Origin of the sequence: Variovorax sp. H27-G14 (assembly GCF_046156345.1) — a bacterium.
In the GTDB taxonomy this organism is placed as follows: Bacteria; Pseudomonadota; Gammaproteobacteria; order Burkholderiales; family Burkholderiaceae_C; genus Variovorax.
The window spans coordinates 636,358-650,777 of record NZ_JAYLVN010000003.1 but is presented as its reverse complement, the minus strand read 5'-3'; the positions used below and the strand labels follow the sequence as shown (position 1 = coordinate 650,777).

The 14,420-nt window shown below is 67.8% G+C and carries 19 protein-coding genes; 3 read left to right on the top strand and 16 right to left on the bottom strand.

Annotation, left to right across the window (positions count from 1 at the left end):
- The first annotated feature begins 11 nt into the window (after positions 1 to 11).
- On the top strand, positions 12 to 1,415 hold the full coding sequence (locus tag VLK31_RS12100; protein WP_409168632.1) for an amidase: 1,404 nt from the start codon (positions 12 to 14) through the stop codon (positions 1,413 to 1,415).
- A 12-nt stretch (positions 1,416 to 1,427) separates the two neighbouring features.
- On the opposite strand, the gene VLK31_RS12095 is transcribed toward VLK31_RS12100, so the two are convergent.
- From VLK31_RS12095 to VLK31_RS12080, 4 genes are all read right to left on the bottom strand, one after another.
- Positions 1,428 to 1,775, bottom strand: coding sequence for a hypothetical protein (locus tag VLK31_RS12095; protein WP_409168631.1), 348 nt, complete (start codon positions 1,773 to 1,775; stop codon positions 1,428 to 1,430).
- A 5-nt stretch (positions 1,776 to 1,780) separates the two neighbouring features.
- Positions 1,781 to 1,948: a hypothetical protein gene (locus tag VLK31_RS12090; RefSeq protein ID WP_409168630.1), complete on the bottom strand. Its 168-nt coding sequence runs from the start codon at positions 1,946 to 1,948 to the stop codon at positions 1,781 to 1,783.
- A gap of 235 nt (positions 1,949 to 2,183) precedes the next feature.
- Complete coding sequence (locus VLK31_RS12085; protein ID WP_409168629.1) at positions 2,184 to 2,558, bottom strand: hypothetical protein; 375 nt, start codon at positions 2,556 to 2,558, stop codon at positions 2,184 to 2,186.
- Positions 2,559 to 2,685: 127 nt separating this feature from the next.
- Complete coding sequence (locus VLK31_RS12080) at positions 2,686 to 3,633, bottom strand: adenylate/guanylate cyclase domain-containing protein (protein WP_409168628.1); 948 nt, start codon at positions 3,631 to 3,633, stop codon at positions 2,686 to 2,688.
- Between the two features lie 345 nt (positions 3,634 to 3,978).
- Here VLK31_RS12080 and VLK31_RS12075 point away from each other — a divergent pair, with 345 nt between their 5' ends.
- The gene (locus VLK31_RS12075) at positions 3,979 to 4,314 is read left to right on the top strand and encodes a hypothetical protein (RefSeq protein WP_409168627.1); all 336 of its coding nucleotides are present in this window, start codon (positions 3,979 to 3,981) and stop codon (positions 4,312 to 4,314) included.
- A 73-nt stretch (positions 4,315 to 4,387) separates the two neighbouring features.
- Here VLK31_RS12075 and VLK31_RS12070 read toward each other — a convergent pair whose 3' ends face one another.
- The 8 genes from VLK31_RS12070 to VLK31_RS12035 form a co-directional block, all read right to left on the bottom strand.
- A complete protein-coding gene (locus VLK31_RS12070) occupies positions 4,388 to 5,410 on the bottom strand; it encodes an LD-carboxypeptidase (RefSeq protein ID WP_409168626.1) in 1,023 nt (340 codons plus the stop codon).
- A complete protein-coding gene (tadA, locus tag VLK31_RS12065; protein WP_409168625.1) occupies positions 5,407 to 6,528 on the bottom strand; it encodes a tRNA adenosine(34) deaminase TadA in 1,122 nt (373 codons plus the stop codon). The genes VLK31_RS12070 and tadA overlap by 4 nt, the downstream gene beginning before the upstream one ends.
- Positions 6,518 to 6,736, bottom strand: a complete 219-nt coding sequence (locus VLK31_RS12060) for a hypothetical protein (protein WP_409168624.1) — start codon at positions 6,734 to 6,736, stop codon at positions 6,518 to 6,520. The genes tadA and VLK31_RS12060 overlap by 11 nt, the downstream gene beginning before the upstream one ends.
- Before the next feature lies 1 nt (position 6,737).
- Positions 6,738 to 7,400, bottom strand: a complete 663-nt coding sequence (locus VLK31_RS12055; RefSeq protein WP_409168623.1) for an FMN-binding negative transcriptional regulator — start codon at positions 7,398 to 7,400, stop codon at positions 6,738 to 6,740.
- Between the two features lie 52 nt (positions 7,401 to 7,452).
- Positions 7,453 to 8,151 (bottom strand): ankyrin repeat domain-containing protein, encoded by a 699-nt coding sequence (locus tag VLK31_RS12050; RefSeq protein WP_409168622.1) that lies wholly within the window; start codon positions 8,149 to 8,151, stop codon positions 7,453 to 7,455.
- A complete protein-coding gene (locus tag VLK31_RS12045) occupies positions 8,151 to 8,669 on the bottom strand; it encodes a GlcG/HbpS family heme-binding protein (RefSeq protein ID WP_409168621.1) in 519 nt (172 codons plus the stop codon). The genes VLK31_RS12050 and VLK31_RS12045 overlap by 1 nt, the downstream gene beginning before the upstream one ends.
- Before the next feature lie 117 nt (positions 8,670 to 8,786).
- Entirely contained in the window at positions 8,787 to 9,434 is a 648-nt protein-coding gene (locus VLK31_RS12040; RefSeq protein WP_409168620.1) for a response regulator transcription factor, read from the bottom strand.
- 7 nt (positions 9,435 to 9,441) lie between these two features.
- Entirely contained in the window at positions 9,442 to 10,932 is a 1,491-nt protein-coding gene (locus VLK31_RS12035; protein WP_409168619.1) for a sensor histidine kinase, read from the bottom strand.
- Between the two features lie 62 nt (positions 10,933 to 10,994).
- On the opposite strand from VLK31_RS12035, the gene VLK31_RS12030 reads away from it, so the two are divergent.
- The gene (locus VLK31_RS12030) at positions 10,995 to 12,149 is read left to right on the top strand and encodes a DUF72 domain-containing protein (protein WP_409168618.1); all 1,155 of its coding nucleotides are present in this window, start codon (positions 10,995 to 10,997) and stop codon (positions 12,147 to 12,149) included.
- Here VLK31_RS12030 and VLK31_RS12025 read toward each other — a convergent pair.
- The 4 genes from VLK31_RS12025 to VLK31_RS12010 form a co-directional block, all read right to left on the bottom strand.
- Positions 12,146 to 12,637, bottom strand: coding sequence for a RidA family protein (locus VLK31_RS12025; protein WP_409168617.1), 492 nt, complete (start codon positions 12,635 to 12,637; stop codon positions 12,146 to 12,148). The two genes, VLK31_RS12030 and VLK31_RS12025, sit on opposite strands and share 4 nt — an antisense overlap.
- Before the next feature lie 86 nt (positions 12,638 to 12,723).
- Positions 12,724 to 13,044 (bottom strand): non-heme iron oxygenase ferredoxin subunit, encoded by a 321-nt coding sequence (locus tag VLK31_RS12020; protein WP_409168616.1) that lies wholly within the window; start codon positions 13,042 to 13,044, stop codon positions 12,724 to 12,726.
- A gap of 24 nt (positions 13,045 to 13,068) precedes the next feature.
- Positions 13,069 to 14,046: a Bug family tripartite tricarboxylate transporter substrate binding protein gene (locus VLK31_RS12015; protein WP_409168615.1), complete on the bottom strand. Its 978-nt coding sequence runs from the start codon at positions 14,044 to 14,046 to the stop codon at positions 13,069 to 13,071.
- Positions 14,043 to 14,411: a chorismate mutase gene (locus VLK31_RS12010; RefSeq protein ID WP_409168614.1), complete on the bottom strand. Its 369-nt coding sequence runs from the start codon at positions 14,409 to 14,411 to the stop codon at positions 14,043 to 14,045. The genes VLK31_RS12015 and VLK31_RS12010 overlap by 4 nt, the downstream gene beginning before the upstream one ends.
- Between the last annotated feature and the right edge of the window lie 9 nt (positions 14,412 to 14,420).

Genomic DNA, 14,420 nt, shown 5'->3' with positions numbered 1-14,420 from the left:
AGACAACGCACATGACCACTCCCCTCTACGAACTCAGCGCGGTGCAACTGCTTGAACAGTACCGCGACCGCGTGCTGTCGCCCGTCGACGTGATGCAAGCCGTGCTGGACCGCATCGAACGCTGGGAGCCGAGCATCCATGCGAGCTATGGGCTGGATGCCCAAGCAGCCCTTGCCGCGGCCAAGGCCTCTGAGGCACGCTGGGCCCAGGGCGCGCCGCAGGGGGACCTCGACGGCGTACCCGTGACGCTGAAAGAAAACATCGCCACGCGCGGCACGCCGACACCGCTGGGCAGCGCGGCCACGGTGCTCGTGCCGGCCGCGGCCGACGCACCCGCGGCAGCGCGGCTGCGCGAGGCGGGCGCAGTGATCGTCACCAAAACCACCATGCCCGACTTCGGCTTTCTGGGCGCGGCGCCGTCGAGCTTTCACCCGCTCACGCGCAATCCGTGGGACCTGAGCAAGAACACCGGCGGCTCGAGTTCGGGTGCCGGCGCGGCCGCGGCGGCCGGGTACGGGCCGCTGCACCTGGGCTCGGACATAGGCGGCTCGGTGCGCATTCCGGCCAACTTCTGCGGCGTGTTCGGGCTCAAGCCCAGCCAGGGCCGCGTTCCGGTCGATCCGCCAGCGGCGGCCCGCGTGATCGGCCCGATGACGCGCACGGTGGCCGACGCCGCGTTGCTGATGCAGGTCGTTTCCCGCCCCGACCCGCGCGACTTCGTGAGCCTGCCCGCGCAGGACATCGCCTGGCGGCAGCTTGCGCGCAACCTCAAAGGGGTGCGCATCGGGCTGTGGACAGAAACCGCGGGCAAATGGCCCATCGACCCGGAAGTGAAAGACGCGGTGCTCGCAGCGGCGCGGTTGTTCGAGCAAGCCGGCGCCATCGTGGAGCCACTCGCCGACTGGACCACGCAGGAGATGCGCCTGGGCATGGCCCACTTCTTCACCATGCGCTGCCGCGTGGACCTGGCCGCCATGCCGCCGGAACGCGCCGCGCTGGCGGCGCCGTACATCCATGCCGCGGCCGAGTTCGCGGGCTCGCTCACGCCAGAGGAAACGTTCCGCGCCTTCACGCGCCTGCAGCACATGCGCGCCGCCACGGTGGCTGCCACCCAGCCATACGACTACGTGCTCTCACCGGTATCGCCCGTGCTGCCTTTCGCGGCGCAGGCCACCAACAGCGGCGCGGACACGCCCATGAAAGACTCGCACTTCACCTCGGTGTTCAACCAGTCGGAGCAGCCCGCGGCGTCGATCAACTGTGGCTACGCCAAGAGCGGCTTGCCGATCGGCCTGCAGATTGCGGGGCGTCGGTTCGACGACCTTGGCGTGCTGCAGATGGCCGCGTTCTACGAAGGCGTGCGTGCGGCGCAGGCCCCTTGGCCTGAACCTGGGCAGCAGGCACCGGCGATGTGAACGCGCCGCGCCTCAGCGCGGCCTGCGGCGCCCCGAAGAGCCCCGCATGGCCTCGTAGCGGTAAAGCCTGAAGCCGTCTTTCTGCGTGAAGCTCAGCGGCTCCCAGCCGCGCGCCAGGGCGCAGTCGGTGATCTGCGCCATCTGCACGCCCAGGTAGTCCTGCAGGCTGTCGGCCACCGCCAGCTCGAACTTGCGCAGGTCGCGGTCCAGCGCCTCGACCGCCACGATGGCGGCCTCCACCGTGGTGAACGGCCGCACATGCGTCACCGATCTGCTGCGCGGCAGCGTGCGCGCCGCCGGCTCCGGGCCAAAGGTGACGCTGGTGCCGCCGTCCATGCCGTTGAGGCCGCTCAAGCTCATCGTGGTCATTTCATGAACCCCATGTTGCGAAGGTAGGTCATGCCGGGACCACCGCACGCGGCCAACGCCGCGGCCATCGAAAAGCCCGCCGCCGCCTTCAACGGCCGTGCTGCATCCGCGGAATGCGCCACGTCCACGGCCTGGTCTTCGCCGGCCTCCAGATGTTCCACCATGTGCTCTCGCTCCTTCGGCGCTCCAACGCCGGTTGAACGATGCAAGGCAAGCGGCGTGCCCCCTGCCAACCTGCTGGAAACGGGGCTTTCAGAATGCCCAAGCGACAGCAAGGCCACATAAATGTGAACATGTGTGACTTTTTCGTCACCTCCTGAAACAAAAATGGCATGCCAAGCGGCATGCCATGTTCAGAATCCGCTCAGCCGATGAAGCGGCCGGGGAATACAAAGGTGCTCAATCGCGTTCGTCGTCCCAGGCGTTCGGTGCACGGTACGGATAGCCCGGGCCGTAATACACACGGCCCGGTGGCGGTGCGTACACAGGCGCCGGCCGGTAGTACACGGGCGGGGCCGGACGGTAGTACACAGGGGGCGGCGGACGGTAGTAGACCGGTGGCGGCGCTTCGTAATAGATGGGCGCGGGGTATGGGTAGACCGGCTGCGGCGCGTAGTACGGCTGCGGGTAGCCGCCGACCGCCAGGCCCGGTGTGCCGATCTGCACCGACCAGCTGCCGCGCGCACTGGCGGCACCGGCGGCCAGCAGCGCACCGGCGGCGACGGCACCGATGGCCATCCATTTGAAAACAGAAGATTGATGTTTGAGGTTCACGCAGGCTCCAGAGCCAAGGGCGGACGTTGTCCGGGTGTGTAAGCAACGCCGCAGCATGCCGCGCGGTGCACCCGGCACGCCGCACGCTGGTTGCCAAACGTGAACAGCCGGGCCGCGTGCGCCAAGGTCAGCGCGCGATCTCGCGGCGCGACAACATCACGTCGCCGCTGGTGGTGTTGAAGGCGATGGTCGGCGCGCTGAAATCGCTCAGTGGTGCGCCCAAGCCAATTTCTCCACGGCCGTGCAGCACGCACTCTTCGCGCCGCAGCGCAATCTCGGTGCTGGGGCCGCCGTCACTCTGAAAACGCACCCAGGTGCCGTAGGTGCTGACGTCGATCAACACGCAGCTGCCCTGGCGCAGTTCAATGCGCGCATGCAGCCGCGACACGCGCGGGTCGTTCACCACAAACTGCGCGTCGCCGACGCGGCCCAGGTGAATGGGCAACTGCTCGGTGCGAAACATCGAGCGCACGTCGAGCCAGGCCAGTTCGATCTGGCCGAACGACGAGTCGGGCATGCGCATGGGCGCCAGCGAGGCCGGCACAGTAAGAAATGAGGTCACCTCCTCCTGCCAGTCGATGCGATGCACCACCGACATCTCGACGCGCCCGCGAATGTTGATGAGGCCAAGGTCGCGGTGCTGCACCGTGCCTTCGTGCAGTTGCGAGACGACCGCTTCGGTCACCCAGATCTGTCCCGGCCCCGCCAGATCGCTGAGCCGAGATGCAAGATTGACGGCGTCGCCGTAGCAGTCGCCCTCCACCTCGACCACCTCACCACTGGCCACGCCGATCTGCAGCGCCATGCGCAACGGCGCCGGCCAGCTCAGCAGGCGCTTCTGGTGATAGCGCTGCATTTCGATCACGGCATGCGTGGCCGCGGCACCGCTCGTGAAGATGGCAAAGACGCCATCGCCCAGCGACTTCACGACACGGCCGCCGTGGGCCTGGCACACGCCGCCGATCCATTGCGTCAGCCGTGTGACGGTCTCCGTGGCTCGCGCATTCCCCATGGCCTCGAAGACCCTGGTACTTCCCGTCAAGTCTGCGAAGACGACTGTGGAATTGACACCCATGTTGTTCTGATTCTCGATTTCTAAGATCGCTGTTGTTGATGGTGCAAGGCCCTCACCTTACCCTGCAAACAATTCCCGCTGCTCTTGAACAGTGACGCAAAAGTTGAGCGGCTTGCACGCTATGTTTGTTGACGTTACCTGTATACGCAGGTTGAAACAGAACAGATGCAACACAGTCATGTGGTGTTATGTAGTACTTAAGAAAACAAAAGTGAGAACCATCTCAAAACCCTAAGTAAAGCGTGTTGTTTACAAACAAGAAACGCCGTTCCAGATCTTGTGCAATGGTGAACTGCGCCTTAAGGTAGCGTTCGTCCTTGCTTCAGGCAATACGCTTTTTGTCCCATGCTTCTTCGCCGCATCCTTCGTCTGCTGAACGTGCCCGGCTTCGGTTCTCGCCAAGCCGCGGAGAGCCAACTGGGGCGCATCCGCACCGCCATGCTCTCGGTGCTTCAGGGCCATGGTGGCCATTCCGTGCAGCGCGTGAGCCAGCGCGTGCGCTTTGCAGCCGATGTCGAATCCCTCTGGTATTTGCGCCAGGATTTGATGTTGGCGCTGAGCGCCATTGACGGCGAAACCGCCGCACGCCGCCAGATGAAAACCATCAACAGCATGTTCAAGGGCGGTCTGCCCGGCTCCATGGGCCCGCGCACCCATCAGCGCTTCACACCCGACGCCTGAAAAGGCTTGCACCAACGACGGCCCTTCGGGGCCGTTTTTGTTGGGGCGTTTGTTCGATCGATGTCTTGCCGGCTCAATGCGCGTGGTGATGACCATCGTGACCATCGTGGCCGTGGTGGTCATGACCATCGTGCCCTTGGTGAGCGTGATGAGCGTGGTGATCGCCATGCTCGGCCCCGTGCCGATGCCCCCACACCAGGAACACATCGCGCCCCTCGGCCGCCAGCGCCACCTTCGCGCCGACAGGAAGCAGCACCTTGGTAGGCACATGCCCAAACGGCAGCCCGGCCAGCACGGGCACTTTCAGCGAGCCGCGCAACCGGTCGATGACGGTGTTCATGCCAAAGCCGCGGTCGTAGCCCGGCACCTTGCGCACTCCGGTGAACTGGCCGAACACGATGGCGCGCTGGCGTGCCAGCACGCCAGCCATCTTCAGCTGGTCGAGCATGCGCTCGACGCGGTATGGATGCTCGTTCGCGTCCTCGATGAACAGCACGCCCTTGTCGACGGCCGGAAAGTACGGCGTGCCGAGCAGGCTGGTCAGCACGCACAGGTTGCCGCCCCACAGCACGGCGTCTTGCACGGCCTTGAACTTCAGCTCGGCATCGCGCGCCGGCATGCGCCAGCCGGTGCCTTCGCCCTGCCCCGTGACGAGGTCGTCGAAGCAGGCTTCCATGATGTCGTCCGGCCCGGCCTCCGCGCCAAAGTCTTCGCCCACCGAGGGGCCCGACCAAGTGACCGCGCCGGTCTTGGTGAGCACTGCGTTCTGCAAGGCGGTGAAGTCGCTGCAGCCGACGAACTCGGTGCCCTTGCCGATGGCCTTGGCAATGGCCTTGTACGGCAGCGCATCCAGGATGCGCGTGAGCCCGTAGCCGCCGCGCGAGATGAGCGCCACGTCGGCACCACTGGAAGCCGCGCGCGAGATGGCTGCAAGCCGCGTGGCGTCGTCGCCTGCAAAGCGCTGGTGCACGGACAGTGCCGCGTCGTCGACTTCGACTTCATGGCCCAGTGCCTTCAGCCGCTTCACGCCGCGCCGAAAGGCCGCCTTGTCGCGAATGGCACTGGAGGGGGAATAGATGTAGATGTGTTTGGTCACGCGCTCGAGTATCCCATTGCGTTGCGCACTTCAAGGGCGAACACCTGGGCCTGCGCCTGCGTCGGGCCCGATGACGATGCGATGGGCCCCAGCGCGCGCAGCGCGGCCTCGTAGCCGCGGTCGGGGTACGGCGCGCGCCATGCGTGCTGAATGCGCTCGTTGCCTTCTGGTGCAACGAGCGTCGCCGCGAAGCGTTCGGGCGCCGCGGCCTGCAGCAGTGCGGCGAGTTCCGTGCCGCTCACACTGTGCACCAGCACCCACGGCCCAGCCTGCACGCGGTCCAGCCATTCGAGCAGCACGCCACAGTGCCAAGCGAGCGTGTGCGTTGTCTCGCGCTTTGGCTTGTCGCTCTTGCCGAAGCCGATCAGGTCGGGCACATGCACATGCAGGCCCGGCTGTGCCACGAGGTGACGAAAGAAGTAACCCCATTCACCGGGGCCGTGCAGGCATAGGCAATCGGCGATCTGCTCACCCTCGCCTCCTTCACCGCCCTCATCGACGTACTGCATGCGCCAGCCATTCAGTGCCGGCAGGTCCTGCACGGCGTGCGGCGCGAAGGCGTAGTCGCTCAGTGCGGCAAAGCGCTCGACGGGCGTGCGCAGCGCGTCGTCGCGCAGGGGCTCGGCCTGCGCGCGCGCCGCACTGCGCCGCTGCTGAAAGAAGGCCTGCAGCACGGCAGCGCTTTCATCCGCCAGCACACCGCCCTGCACCTTCGTGTGGTGGTTCAGCCGCGGCTCGGCAAACAGATCGAGCACCGAGCCGGCCGCGCCGGTCTTCGGATCGGTCGCGCCGAACACCACGCGCGCCAGGCGCGAATGCAGCATCGCGCCCGCGCACATGGCGCACGGTTCGAGCGTGACGAACAGCTCGCAGCCGTCAAGCCGGTAGTTGCCAAGCGCAGCGGCGCCTGCGCGCAGTGCGTTGATTTCGGCATGCGCGCTCGGGTCGTGCTGCGCCACGGGCGTGTTGCGGCCAGTCGCAACCACGCGGCCGTCTTTCACCAGCACAGCGCCGACAGGCACCTCGCCCGCTTCGGCCGCCAGGCGCGCCTCGGCCAGCGCGAGCGCCATCCAGTGCGCGTCGGTCACCACCGAAGAGGGAGCGGGCTCAGTTGTCATCGGGCATCGGGCGTGCCTTGGCGGCCGCGTCGAGCGCATCCTTGACCTGCTGTTGCACGCGCTGCGCCTGGTCGTGCGCATTCACCGGCGCTTCGCCCGTGGCTGCAACGCCACCGACGGGCGCGGCCACGCTGGTCATCTGCTTCTTTGCCAGCAGGCCGACGATCACCAGTGCCAGCACAAGTCCGATCAGTCCCAGTCCACGCATGTCAGCTGCCTTGCGCCGGGGCGGCTTCGGCAGGCATGCCCAGGCGATCCATCCAGGCGGCCAGCGCCTTTTCATCGCTCGTGCCGGCGCTGTACATCGCGTGCATTGCGGCATGCGACTCGCGGCGGTGCTGGTTGAGCTTGACCTCGCATTGCAGCGCCGTCACGCGCAGCTCGAAGCCGACGATGCCGGCCAGCATCTTCAGCTGAAACTCCTCGCCCAGGTCGCGCCATTGCTGCGCATACGCGGGCTCGTGGTCGCCGATGAGTTTCTTGAGCAGCGCGTCCTTGGCGGCAGGCTCTTCGACCAGCCGGGCCTCGACGGTGCAATGCACGGCCAGGTAGTTCCAGGTCGGCACGCGCGCCAGGTCGGGGTACACCGAGGGCGACAGGTACGAATGCGGCCCCAGAAAAGTGACGACCGCCTTGGGCCGCGCCTGCAGGTAGCGCCAGTGCAGGTTGGGCTTGGCGCAGTGGCCCCACAGCACCAGTGCATCGCCCTCTCCCGGCTGCCCCTGATCGGCCCGCTCTGCCACCAGCGGCAGATGCGAGACATAAGGCAACCCGTCTTCGTCGTTCGAGATGAGGCTGGCGAACGGATGCGAGCGCATCAACTCCAGCGCGATGGCCGGGTCCTTGGCATTGAACTGCGGGGGCATGTACATGGGGCGTCTTCCTGTCTTCCTCGTTCGAAGCCCCGATTGTCCGCGAGCCGCCCTACCTTGCGCGCGGCGTCTCCAGCAGCTTCACCATGGCCGTGTAGCCACGTGCCTTCGCCAGTTGCAGCGGCGTGTTGCCCTGCCGGTCGGACAACTTCAGGCTGGCGCCCGCGTCGACCAGCGCGGCCAGCGTGCGCTGATGGCGCGGGCCGCCGTCGCCGAGCACGATCGACTCGATCACCGCCGTCCAGTGCAGGTTGTTGACGTGGTCCAGCGGCGCGCCGGCGGCAATCAGCCGTCGCACCACCTCGTCATGCCCGAGATGCGCGGCAGCGATCAGCGCGGTGCCGTCGTAGCGGCTGGTGGTTTGCCCGGCATTGGCGCCGAGCGACAAAAGAAGGGACAGCGTGGCCGCATCGTCGGCCACCGACGCGATGGTGACCGCGTCGTAGCGGTCGTCTTCCAGCAGGTCGAGGTTGGCGCCAGCATTGGCCAGCAGCTTGACGGCCTCGCGCTGCCGCGCATGCGTGGCCACCTGCAACGGCGTGCGGCCACGGGTGTCGCGCACGTCGAGCTTCGCGCCCGAGGCGATCAGCGCCTTCAGCTTCACGAGGTCGCCCTGCCACGCGGCCTGGTGCAGCCCTTCATAGGCCAGCACCTCGGCCGCGAGCGGCGGCACCTGGGCCCGCGCACCGGCCGCCACGCCCATGCCGAGCGCGACCGCCAACACACCAGGCCAGATGCCGCGCCCGAACATCAGAGCAGGCCCTTGACCTTGTCGATGGCCGCGTTGGCGCATTGCTCGTCGAGGTGGCCGCCAGGCGCGCCGCCCACGCCGACCGCGCCAATCACTTCGTTGCCCGACTTCACCGGCACGCCGCCGCCCAGCAGCAGCACGCCCGGCAGGTACACCAGATTGGCGCCGCCCGGGTTCTTCTGCGAGCCTTCCATCATGGCTTGCGTGGGCGCCTTCGACGACGCCGAGGTCCAGGCCTTGCGCTCGCTCGATGCCAGCGTGTGCGGGCCGGCGTTGTCGGCGCGCTGCACGGCACGCACGGTGCCGGCGCGGTCGACCACGGTGGCGGCCACGTTGTAGCCGTTGGCGGCGCAGGCGACCACGGCTTCCGCGGCGAGCTGGTTGGCCAGCGCGAGGGACATGTTCTTTTCGGTACGAACGGCCGAGGCTGCCGGGGCGGCGGTCTGCGCTTGAGCCACGGATGCGGCGAGCAACACGGCGATGCCGCAAAGGCCGCCAAGGCGAAGGGTGGTTTGCATTGTTTGTTTTCTCCAGTGATTCAGGTGTTTGCGCCGGCCGTTGCCGACAGCTGCGCCACTGTAGAAAACCTGGCCCGCGCCGGCCATTCGTACGGCTACGCGCGGCACTCCGTAGAACTACGCAGCGCCGTCCACCAGCACCGCGTAGCGCCGGATCAGTTGCGCGAGCGAATCGCAGCCGAGCTTGGCGAACAGGTTGGCACGGTGCGTTTCCACCGTGCGCGGAGACAGCGCCAGCGTGCGCGCAATTTCCTTGTTGGTGAGCCCCTGCACGATGAAGGCCAGCACCTCGCGCTCGCGCTCCGACAGCTGCGCCACCTGCTCGCGCGCTGCGTTGTCGGCCTGCGAGCGCTGGCGCGAACGCACATGCTGGCGCACGGCGTTCTGCAACGCCTCGAGCAGTTGCTCGTCGTCGACCGGCTTCTCCAGGAACTCGGCCGCTCCGGCCTTGAAAGCACGGCGGCACATCTCGACCGTGCCGTGGCCGGTCAACATGATCACGGGCTGGTCCACACCCTGCGCAACCAGGCGGTCGAGCACGGTGAGCCCGCTGATGCCGGGCATGCGCACGTCCAGCACGATGGCGCCCACGCTCGCGCGGTCGAAGCCGTCGATGAAGGCCTGCGGGTCGGCCCAGGCCTGCACGCGCAGGCCGACCGTGCCGATCAGCAGCGAGAGGCTGTCGCGCACCGCCTGGTCGTCGTCGATGAGGTGGATCAGCGGGGACTGCGGCTGATCGGCAAGACGAAGTGCGGGGGTGTTCATGACAGCCTTAGTTCGCTGGCGCGACCAGCGGCAGCAGCAAGGTGAAGCGCGCGCCCCGCGGCAGCACGTTGGCCGCGCCCAGGCTGCCGCCCATGCCGCTGGCCAGTGTTTCGCTGAGGCTCAGGCCAAGGCCCAGGCCGCCCTCGCGCGTGCTGAAGAAAGGCTCGAAGAGCCGGGGCAAGGCCTCCGGCGCAATGCCGCGTCCGTTGTCGGTCACGGTCAGCACGCCCTCCTGCCCATTGCGCCCGACCGACACCACCAGGCGGCGCTCGGCGGCGGGCACCAGGTCGAGCGCCTGCAGCGCGTTCATCAGCAGGTTGTGCACGATCTGCTCCAGCGCCACCGCCTCGGCCTGCACGCGCACCGGCGCCTGCGCGGTGGCATCGAACTGCGCGGCCACGGTGCGCTGGCTGAACTCGGGCGCCAGCAGGTGCATGGCACTGCGCACCACCTCCTGCAGCACCAGCGGCTTCATGTCGCCGCCGGCCTCGGGTCGCTCGATGACTCGGCGCAGGCGCCCCACCACGCCGGCCGCGCGGCGGGCCTGCTCCACCGCCTGCCCCATGGCATTGCGCGCGGTGGCCAGGTCCGGAGGATCGTCGTCGAGCAGGCGACGTGCGGCCTGCGCATTGGCCAGCACCGCGGTCAGCGGCTGGTTGAGTTCATGCGCCAGGCCGGCCGACAGCTCGCCCAGCGCATTGAGCCGCGCGACCTGCCCCAGCCGCAACAGCTCTTCGGCCCGCCGCCGCGCCACGCGCTGGCGCTGCGCGGCCCACAGCCCCGCCAGCAGCGCGGCCATGGCCACCGCCCAGCCCGCGATGCCGCGCCACGGCAGCTCGCCCCAGCCGACCTGCCGCTCGGCCACCACGTCGAACGGCTGGCTCGGCGACGCCAGTGCCTTGGTCAGCTCGAAGCGCCAGCCGTGGGCCCCCGGCACACCCGGCTGCAGCACCAGCTGCTGGCCGTCGCGCTGCAGGCTCAGGCGCACCGGGCTGCGCTGCGGGTTCATGGGCCAGTCGCGCCAAGGCACGGAGCCGGCCAGGTCGATGTCGAGCGCATAGCTGAAGGGCGTGGCGCCCGTCACCAGCACATAGCGGCCGTGGGCCAGGTCGAGCATGACCAGGTCGGCACGGTGCTGCTCGCGCGAGCGCGCTTCGGCCGCGGCCAGTGCCTGCGCCGTGGCGCCGGGCAATGCGCCGTCCTGCCAGGCCTCGTCGCGCTCGCGCCGCTGCACGCGCAGGATCGACGAGTACACCGAAGGCAGGCGCTGCTCCGGGTGGTCCGCGCCGTTGCTGGGCTCCAGCAGCGCGAGCGTGGCCAGCACGGCGTCGTACTGCACCATCTGCTGGCTCATGAGCCGGTGCGCGATGCGCACGTCGGTCTCGAAGTCCTGGTGCATCTGCGCGAGCTCGGCGCGCGCGATCCACACCGCTCCCACGGCCGTCAGCGCCAGCCATGCCAGCCACCAACCACCCTGCGTACGCAACCACTTTTTCATGGCGCGGATTGTGCCCGCCGCGGCCACACGGTCCGGTGTTGGATGAGAATGCGGCCCCACACATGGCCGAAGTACAGGACTCTCTTTTCCCCGACCTGCCACCGCCCGAGGAGGCGCCCTTGGCGACCTTGCCTGCGAAGGCCAAGGGCAAGGGCAAGGGCAAGGCCAATACCCAAGCCGAACCCGCAGCCGAATCGGGAGTGCCCGCAAAGAAGAAACCCCGCACCGGCACCGTCGAGCCCGCCCCCACCGACCCCGCACTGGTCGAACTGGCCGCCGCGCTGTCGCCCCACCTGCGCCTGGGCACCTCGTCATGGAGCTACCCCGGCTGGGCCGACCTGGTGTGGGACGGCGAATACGCCGAGAGCGTGCTGTCGAAGAACGGCCTCTCGGCGCTTGCCAGGCATCCGCTGTTTCGCACCGTCAGCCTGGACCGCAACTTCTACCGCGCGCTCACCGCCAGCCAGTACGCGCGCTATGCGGCGATGGTGCCCGGCGACTTCCGCTTCATGGTGAAGGCACCCAGCCTGGTCACCGATGCCACCGTGCGCGACGAGAGCGGCCGCGGCATGCAGGCCAACCCGGTGTTCCTGAGCCCGGAAATCGCGCGGCAGGAGTTCGTGTTGCCCGCGCTCGAAGGCCTGGGCGATCGCATCGGCGTGCTGGTGTTCCAGCTGAGCCCGATTCCGGGTCACATCCTGGCCGACCCGCCCGCGCTGCTCGCGCGCATTGCCGAGATGATCGACGCGCTGCCCGACCTGAAGCAGACCGCGCCAGACGCCGTCGTTGCCGTCGAGGTGCGCGACCCGCAACTGCTGAGCCCCGCCTTCGCCCAGATGCTGCGCAGCGTGGGCGCCACCTTCTGCATGGGCCTGCACGCGAAGATGCCGCCCATCGAAGACCAGTTGCCGATGCTGCGTGCGCTGTGGCCCGGTCCGCTGGTGTGCCGCTGGAACCTGCACCGCCGCCATGGGCGCTTTGGGTATGAAGACGCGGAAAAGCTCTACGGCCCGTTCGACAAGATCGTCGACCCCGACCCCGAAACCCGCGCCGCGCTGGCCAAGGTGATTGCGGGCACGACGCGCGCGGGGCAGAACGCCTTCGTCACCGTGAGCAACAACGCCGAAGGCTGCGCGCCGCTGACCATCGCGCAGCTGGCGCGCGAGTTGGTCGAGCTTGCCGGCCCGGCCGCCTCGCCTAACCTCGCCAACAGTTAGCCGATGTTCTGCTTGGCTGCGACGGTCATCTCGACCTCGACGCTCGCGTTCTTCGGCAGCTGATACACCCCCACCGCCGTGCGCACATGCACGCCGGCCTCGCCGAACACACGGTGCAGCAGGTCCGACGCGGCATCGGCCACTTCGCTTTGCTGCGTGAAGTCGGCCGTGCACTGCACGAACACGCCCACGCGCAAAACCTTCTCTACCGCGTCGAGCGAACCGAGCGCGCGGCGCAGCAGCGTGAGGCTGCGCAAGGTGGAAATCTGGGCGCCTTCGCGCGCCTTGTCGAGCGACACCGCGTCGCCCACGCGCCCGGTAACCACCACCGTGGTGCCCACGCGCGGCACCTGGCCGCTGAGGTAGACCGTGCGGCCGTCGCGCACCAGCGGCACGTAGTGGCCGCCGGCAATGATCTCGCCGTCGAAGCTGTGGCCCAGCTCGGCGGCAATCTGGTCGGCGATCTGGTCTCGGGTCGTTTCTGTCATGGCTGTTCCGCAAAAAGGAGCGCCATTGTCGCCAGCCCCTTCGCGGAAAAACAGATACAGAAGACGGCGATCAGAGCCGCAACAGATCAGCCCTCGAACGCCAGAAACACCCGCCCGCCCTCGATCTTCACCGGGTAGCTGCGCAGGTCCTGCGTGAGCGGCGCACACATCGCCTTGCCGTTGCGCACGTCGAAGCGACCCTGGTGCAGCGGGCATTCGATTTCATGGCCTTCCAGAAAACCGTCGCACAGCCGCGCATGGCCGTGCGTGCAGATGTTGTCGGTGGCGTGAATGCCATCGTCGGTGCCGTACAGCGCAATGTCGCGCCCTTGCACTTCGATGCCGACCACGTCGTCGGCGGGAACGTCGTCGACCGCCGCGGCGTCGACCCAGGTCATCGTGCTCATTGTTTTTTCTTTCTGGCGTGGGGATCAGTTGTCGGGCTTCAGGCCGGCGCGCTCGATCACGGGCTTCCAGCGGCGCAGCTCCTCGACCATGAACTTGTTCAATGCCTCGGGCGTGCTGCCCACCGGATCGAAGTACGCGGTCTGCAGGCGCTTGAGCGTTTCGGGTTCCTTCAGCACCGCGGCAATCTCGCGGCTCATGCGCTGCACCACCTCGGGCGGCGTGCCCTTGGGCGCCATGTAGGCGAACCACGGCACGGCCTGAATGTCGGGCAGGCCCGACTCGCGCAGCGTCGGCAGATCGGGCAGCAGCGCCGATCGCTCGGCCGACGTGACGGCCAGCGCCTTCAGCCGCCCCGCCTTCACCTGCGGCATCACCGTGACCGGCGGCAGGCAGGCGTACTGCACGTCGCCCTGAATGAGGGCCGTGACCGCCTGGCTCGACGACGCATACGGAATGTGCACCGCGAAGGAGTTGGTCTTGAGCTTGACCAACTCCACGCCCAGGTGCGAGATGGAGCCATTGCCGGTCGAGGCAAAGTTGAACTTGCCCGGGTTGCGCTTCATGGCGTCGAGCCAGCCCTTGACCGAATCGACGTTCATCGAATTCGACACCGCGCACACATTGGGCGTGGTGGCCGCGAGCGACACCGGCACCAGGTCCTTGAACGGGTCGTAGGGCAGGTTCTTGTAGAGCACCGTGTTGTAGACCAGCGGCGCGTTCACCGACAGCAAGAAGGTGTAGCCGTCGGGCTGCGCCTTCGATGCCTGGTCGGTGCCGGTGTTGCCGCCCGCGCCAGGCTTGTTGTCGACGATCAGCGGCTGGCCGATGCGCGCCGACAGCTTGTCGTTGACGATGCGCGCAAGTATGTCGGGTGACGAGCCGGCCGCGAACGGCACCACGATGCGAATCGGGCGTTGCGGCCATTCCTGCGCGTGGGCCGCAACGGCCATGGCGGTTGCGGTGAGGGCCATCGATAGATGCGCAAGGCGAGCGAGCTTCATGGCTTGGCCTCCACGGCGGTCATGCCCAGGTGGTCTTGCTGCTCGCGCGCGATGAAGCCCGCAATGAGCGCGAGGTAGGCGGCCTCGACCACCTCGGGGTAGGCGCCCTCTTTCACGGCCAGCGCCTTCACCTTGTCGATCACCTCCAGCTGGCGCTGCGGCGCTGAGACCTGGAAGGCGTCGCGCTTGAAGCGCGCCGCGTCCTTCACATAACGGCCGCGTTCGGCCAGCAGCGAGACGATCTGGCGGTCGAGCCGGTCGATGTTCTCGCGCACCTCTGCCAGGTTGGCGCACAGCGGCACATAGGCCGGGTCGGTGAAGCGGCGCAGCGGCGCGCCGTGTGTCTCGGGTTCTTTTTCTTGCATGGCTCTGCC

Bases quoted from the DNA above. Each gene is read 5' to 3' on its own strand.
- VLK31_RS12100 (WP_409168632.1), top strand. From the start codon at position 12: ATGACCACTCCCCTCTACGAACTCAGCGCGGTGCAACTGCTTGAACAG.
- VLK31_RS12095 (WP_409168631.1), bottom strand. From the start codon at position 1,775: ATGAGCTTGAGCGGCCTCAACGGCATGGACGGCGGCACCAGCGTCACC.
- VLK31_RS12090 (WP_409168630.1), bottom strand. From the start codon at position 1,948: ATGGTGGAACATCTGGAGGCCGGCGAAGACCAGGCCGTGGACGTGGCG.
- VLK31_RS12080 (WP_409168628.1), bottom strand. From the start codon at position 3,633: ATGGGTGTCAATTCCACAGTCGTCTTCGCAGACTTGACGGGAAGTACC.
- VLK31_RS12075 (WP_409168627.1), top strand. From the start codon at position 3,979: ATGCTTCTTCGCCGCATCCTTCGTCTGCTGAACGTGCCCGGCTTCGGT.
- tadA (WP_409168625.1), bottom strand. From the start codon at position 6,528: ATGACAACTGAGCCCGCTCCCTCTTCGGTGGTGACCGACGCGCACTGG.
- VLK31_RS12060 (WP_409168624.1), bottom strand. From the start codon at position 6,736: ATGCGTGGACTGGGACTGATCGGACTTGTGCTGGCACTGGTGATCGTC.
- VLK31_RS12055 (WP_409168623.1), bottom strand. From the start codon at position 7,400: ATGTACATGCCCCCGCAGTTCAATGCCAAGGACCCGGCCATCGCGCTG.
- VLK31_RS12050 (WP_409168622.1), bottom strand. From the start codon at position 8,151: ATGTTCGGGCGCGGCATCTGGCCTGGTGTGTTGGCGGTCGCGCTCGGC.
- VLK31_RS12045 (WP_409168621.1), bottom strand. From the start codon at position 8,669: ATGCAAACCACCCTTCGCCTTGGCGGCCTTTGCGGCATCGCCGTGTTG.
- VLK31_RS12040 (WP_409168620.1), bottom strand. From the start codon at position 9,434: ATGAACACCCCCGCACTTCGTCTTGCCGATCAGCCGCAGTCCCCGCTG.
- VLK31_RS12035 (WP_409168619.1), bottom strand. From the start codon at position 10,932: ATGAAAAAGTGGTTGCGTACGCAGGGTGGTTGGTGGCTGGCATGGCTG.
- VLK31_RS12030 (WP_409168618.1), top strand. From the start codon at position 10,995: ATGGCCGAAGTACAGGACTCTCTTTTCCCCGACCTGCCACCGCCCGAG.
- VLK31_RS12025 (WP_409168617.1), bottom strand. From the start codon at position 12,637: ATGACAGAAACGACCCGAGACCAGATCGCCGACCAGATTGCCGCCGAG.
- VLK31_RS12020 (WP_409168616.1), bottom strand. From the start codon at position 13,044: ATGAGCACGATGACCTGGGTCGACGCCGCGGCGGTCGACGACGTTCCC.
- VLK31_RS12015 (WP_409168615.1), bottom strand. From the start codon at position 14,046: ATGAAGCTCGCTCGCCTTGCGCATCTATCGATGGCCCTCACCGCAACC.
- VLK31_RS12010 (WP_409168614.1), bottom strand. From the start codon at position 14,411: ATGCAAGAAAAAGAACCCGAGACACACGGCGCGCCGCTGCGCCGCTTC.